Here is a 4,929-nt window from a genome sequence, read left to right as displayed (position 1 = left end):
TTGGCGAGGGCAGCCGCTTCTCGGTACGCGACAGCGACTGGCTCGGCTATGTCGGCGACGAGCTGGCCGAGCTCAACACCCACCACGACCTCAAGCTGCCGCTCTGGAGCCAGGATGCGGGAAAGCAGACCTACAGCTGGATCCTGCAGACCCCTTATGACAACCAGCTCAGCTTCACCCGCAAGGGGGGGCGGCTGCAGTTGAGCGCCCAGCACGAGTTCAACAGCGTCAACCGGCAGGCCCCTATGGTGGTGCGCTTGAGCGTGGGGGATGACTGGCTGGCCGGTGCCCGCCGCTACCGGGAGTGGTTGCAGGGCGAGGGAGCCTGGCAGTCACTCGCCGACAAGTTTGCCCGCATTCCTGCCGGTCGGCGGCTGATCGGCGCCAGCCATGTCTATTTGTGGGGCGATGCCCTGCTCGACAGGCAGGATGTGAAGGATTGGCCCGGCCTGCAGGCCACACTCCGGCAAAAGCCAGCCTGGCTGCAAGGCTTCAGCGGCGAGGAGCGAGCGGCACTGGCGGCTTCGGCGCCCGAGCCCTGGCAGCAGACGCTGATCATGGCCGGCCTCAACCGGCTGATTGCCAGCCTGCTGCCCCTGCCTGCCCAGCAGGGCCCCCTGAGCCAGAGCAAGGTGCTGGCCCTGCGCCAGCAGTGGGTCAAGGGCCAGTTCGGCGAGCAGCTGGTGGCGCAGGAGCGCTGGGGCCAGGGGCTATCGCTGCCTGTGGTTGAGGCGCTGCAACAGGCGGGGCTGCGCAAGCTTTGGCTCGGCACACCGCAATGGACGGCCGCCCTGCAACAGGGTGATGCCCTCACCGCCGCTCAGCGCCTGGGCTATCTGGTGGGCAGCTATGACTCCTACGATACCGCCATCCCCCCCGGCAGCAACGACAGCTGGCTCACCGCCCAGCTGCCTGTCGAGATCGGCAAGCGCTGCGCCATCCTCGAGGCCAACGGCAAACCCAAGCCCGGATTCGGCGGAGAAGGGGTCTACCTCAACCCGGGTTGCACCCTGCCCTTCGCCAAGAGCCGCATGAGCGAGCTAGCCAGGACCAGCGGCATCAACAGCCTGTTCCTCGACGTGGACGGCACCGCCATGGCCTCCAACGATGACAACCCGGCTCACCAGCAGGGCAGCCAGGCCATGATCGCCGACCGCAACGCCCGCATGAGCTGGGTGGGGGAGCGGCTCGGGCTGGTGCTGGGCTCGGAGGATGGCAACGCCCTCACCAGCAAGCCGCTGATGTTTGCCCACGGCATCCAGAGCTGGGGCTTCGGTTGGGAGGATGCCGCCATGCGCCAGCAGGCCAAGTCCCCCTACTACCTCGGCAAATGGTGGCCGGACGAGGCGCCGCAGCTCTTCTTCCAGCCTGCCCGGCTCAAGCCGCGCTACCTGAAAACCGTGTTCAACCCGGCGGATCGACTGCCCCTCTACCAGGCCGTGTTCCACGACGCTGTGCTCAATAGCCACCACTGGCTGCTGGACAACCTCAAGTTCCCGGGCATCAGGGAGGAGCGCGCCCTGCTCGGCCTGCTCTACAACACGCCACCGCTTGTCAACCTGAGCCGCAGTACGCTGGACAGTCGCCTGCCGGAGCTGGTGAGGCTCGACAGCCAGTTTGCCCCGCTGCACGAGGCGCTGTGGGACAAGGCGCTGGTGGGATTCCGCTGGCGGGACGGGGTGGGCCGGGTGCAGGAGACCCGCTTCTCCGATGGCAGCCGGCTGGTGGCCAACTTCAGCCAAAGCACCATGATACTCGATGGCCACAAGCTGCCGGGCAGGCAGCTGCTGGTCGCCCTCAAGGGCAAGCCGGTGACCTTGCTGAAGATGTGACGCCCCCGCTCGTCATCTAAAAAGAGAGCCCTGCCAATTGGCAGGGCTCTTTTGCAGGCGGGGTTTCCTAACTCAGGGTGGCGTGCTCGGCCTCGCCATAGCGCCGGATCCAGGCCTCGAAGTCGGCCAGCATGGCTGCCTCCGAATGGCTGTTGTCGGCGACAAGCAGATCCCCGTGCACCACCCGGATGCGGGCATTGAGCGGCGCACCCTCGCCCGCCGGCGGCCGCTGCTGCGCCGCCGCCATGCAGGCTTGGGCCTGCGCCCAGGCATCAGCGACGCTCTGGTTGCATACCCGGGCCAGGGGGGCTGCGCTGAAGCCCTCGCCGGTAAGGCTCTGCAGCGTCTGGTCATGGGTCATGCCGTTGCCCGGCCCCCAGTAGTGGGCGGCCAGATCCGGCCCGATGCGCGGGTTGTCGGTGAGATAGCCGTCACGCTTGAGGAAGTAGGCGCGGGTCTGCTCCACCGCCATCAGCGCCAGCAGATAGCCGTGGTAGGCACAAGCCGACTCTTGATTAAGGAGGTGCGGAATGGCCAGCAGCGGACGCGGGCTCTCAGTGCCGAGGATCTTGCGTTCCCACTGGCGAGCCAGCGCCAGCACGGCGGCCGGGGTGCGATCGCCGTCGGCCATGGCGTAGAGATCTCGCTCGAAGTAGGAGACCAGCGCTATCTGGCGCTCGTTGAAGGCACGAAAGGGCTGGCGCGCCTCTATCATCGCCTTGATGAGCGAATCGGGGATCGCCTCCCCCGCCTCGTTTCTGGCATAGCGCTTGAGCCAGTCAGCATCGTCCAGCAGGCTGTCGCAGAACATGGACTGGGTCTCGGCATAGGCCATGGAGGTGGGCGGGAACTCCTGGGAGAAACAGGGTGCGTTGCCGGTCACATTGGCAAAGTGGGCGGCGTGGCCCCCCTCATGGAACAGGGTGTTGAGGCCGCTCCAGCCGCTGCCTACCTGAGACGGGTTGGCCAGGCTGGTGAAATTGACCACGGCGGGCACCCACTTGCCCTCCTGCCAGAAGCTGGGCACAGGGCCGTGGCAGAAGCCGTTCTCGTATTTCCCCTCCCGGGTCAGCAGATCCAGGGTGAGGGTCGCGTCCCGATACTGGATGCCGAGCCGGCGGAAACTCTCGACCCAATCCTTCAGCGCCCGGGAGAAGGGCACATAGGGATCGAGCTGACGGGTCACGTCGCCGCTGACGAAGTAATGCAGGTTGTGGGGCAAGAGCGCCGCCTCCCCCTTGGCCGCCTTGAGTTCCGCCAGGCTCTGGTGCACCCGCTGCTCGGTGCGGGCGATGAAGTCATCCAGCACAGCAAACAGCTGCGCCGGGCTCATCTGCTCGTTCTTGCGCACCTTGTAATCGAAATAGTCGCGATAGCCCATGGCGCGGGCGAAGCGGTTGCGAAGCAGCACTATCTCCAGATAGCCGTTGTCGACCACCCACTGCTCCAGGGTATGGAACATGGCGAGCGCGCTCTGGCGCACCGCTTCATCGGCGCTGGCAGCCAGTGCCGTGCTGGCGGCGGGCAGGCTGCCGGACACCTGGCGGCCCTGCTCGTCCAGCAAGGTCAGCTTCAGCTCCCGGCGACGGGCGAACAGCGTCGCCTCGGCCGCTACCAGCTCATCCATCAGGGCGGCGGCCGCCGGATCCTCGATGACATTGCACTCGAAGAAGGCAATCCAGCCCCCCAGACCTCGCTTGAGCTCTGTCTCCTCGGCCAGGGCCTGCATCTCCCTCAGTACCGGCAGGCGCGCAGGATCGGCACAGAAGGCCTTGTAGGCCTGCTCGGCGGCGGTAAAACCGGCCTGATTGTCACTGGTGCCCATGTAGGTGGACCAGAACAGGTCCTCCTTGCGCCTGTGTACCTGCAGGTAGTCGGCGTTGAGCTGGTTCAAGTAATTCCTGGCAATGGAACTCATAAATTCCCTCTTGTTATGGGGCAGCCCCCTGGGGCGCCCACTCCTTTTTTTGGTGAAATGCCAACTCATTCACACTTTTTGCAAATAGGGCAGGCAAATAGTGCGCCGGGATGCGCACAACCACGCTACCAAAAGTGAGGGTTTCTGTCTGCTGGCTATACTAATTGTCAACACGCTCAATTAGCGTTCAGTCACCACAAATCATTGAAAGTTAATTAAATGTTAACACCAAAATAATCAGGGCCATCGTCATGACTGGCCATAACCAGACCCGTACGGGAAAGAAGGAATAGCTTATGTTCAAGCTCGGTGATATCGCCGTGAGCCGCAAATTGATGTTGCTGCTCTCACTGGCACTGGTCGGCTTTATCGCACTGCTGCTCATCTCGGCCAGTGCCTTGCATCGCAATCTGATGAGTGAGCGGGAGGCACGACTGCAGGCTGTGCTGGATCTCGCCATGAGCCGGATCCAGGCCCTCGCTACCACACTGCCCGCCGCTCAGGCCCAGGCCGAAGCCAAGGCCATGCTCAGCAGCATGCGCTTCGATGGCGACAACTATCTGTTCGTGATCGATGAGACCCGCCACGTGGTGGTGCACCCCACCAAACCGGAGCTGGTCGGCCAGCAGATGGGAGAGAGCGGCACAACCACCGGGGCGCACTGGCAGCGCATGGTGGATCTTGGCAAGGGGGGCCAGCATGGCCGGCTGGAATATCAATGGATTGCCCCCACGGGTGAGACGGCCCAGAAAATGTCGCTGGTGGCGGGCTACCAGCCCTGGGGCTGGATCCTGGGATCCGGCGTGCCGCTGCAAGACATCGAGGCCACCATCTGGTCCCAGTACCAGCTAATGGGAGGCGCCACCCTGCTGGTGATCCTGCTGATGGGGCTGCTGGGGTTTGCCATCAGTCGCTCCATCGTCAATCCGCTGGCCGAGATCAAGCGGGCCATGCAGCAGGTGGCGGCCGGGGATCTGGTGGTCAGCATACCGATACACGGCAAAGATGAGCTGGGTGTCGTCGCCACCTGCACCAACCAGGGGCTCGACGCCATCCGTCACGCACTGATCGAGGCCAGCCAGGGTGCCCGCAACGTGGCGGATGCCGCCCTGCGCATCGCCGCCGCCGCCGAGCAGACCAATCAGGCGGTCAACAGCCAGCGGGATCAGCTGGCTCAAC

Annotated in this window: 3 protein-coding genes; 2 read left to right on the top strand and 1 reads right to left on the bottom strand. The window is 64.6% G+C overall.

Features of this window, described 5'->3' with window-relative positions; genetic code table 11:
• On the top strand, positions 1 to 1,832 hold a 1,832-nt coding region (locus tag AAC083_RS06840; RefSeq protein ID WP_108536161.1), incomplete at its 5' end, for a glycoside hydrolase.
• 67 nt (positions 1,833 to 1,899) lie between these two features.
• Here the strand turns inward: AAC083_RS06840 and AAC083_RS06835 are convergent.
• Entirely contained in the window at positions 1,900 to 3,750 is a 1,851-nt protein-coding gene (locus AAC083_RS06835; protein WP_108536160.1) for a M3 family metallopeptidase, read from the bottom strand.
• Positions 3,751 to 4,046: 296 nt separating this feature from the next.
• Between AAC083_RS06835 and AAC083_RS06830 the strand changes: the two genes are divergently transcribed.
• Positions 4,047 to 4,929 (top strand): cache domain-containing protein (locus AAC083_RS06830; protein ID WP_258224621.1); only part of this gene is annotated, 883 nt, incomplete at its 3' end.

The sequence above is a fragment of the Aeromonas sp. HMWF014 genome (genome assembly GCF_963878295.1).
Lineage (GTDB): Bacteria > Pseudomonadota > Gammaproteobacteria > Enterobacterales > Aeromonadaceae > Aeromonas > Aeromonas popoffii.
The sequence above is the reverse complement of the archived record's forward strand: the minus strand, read 5'-3'. Positions and strand labels throughout refer to the sequence as shown.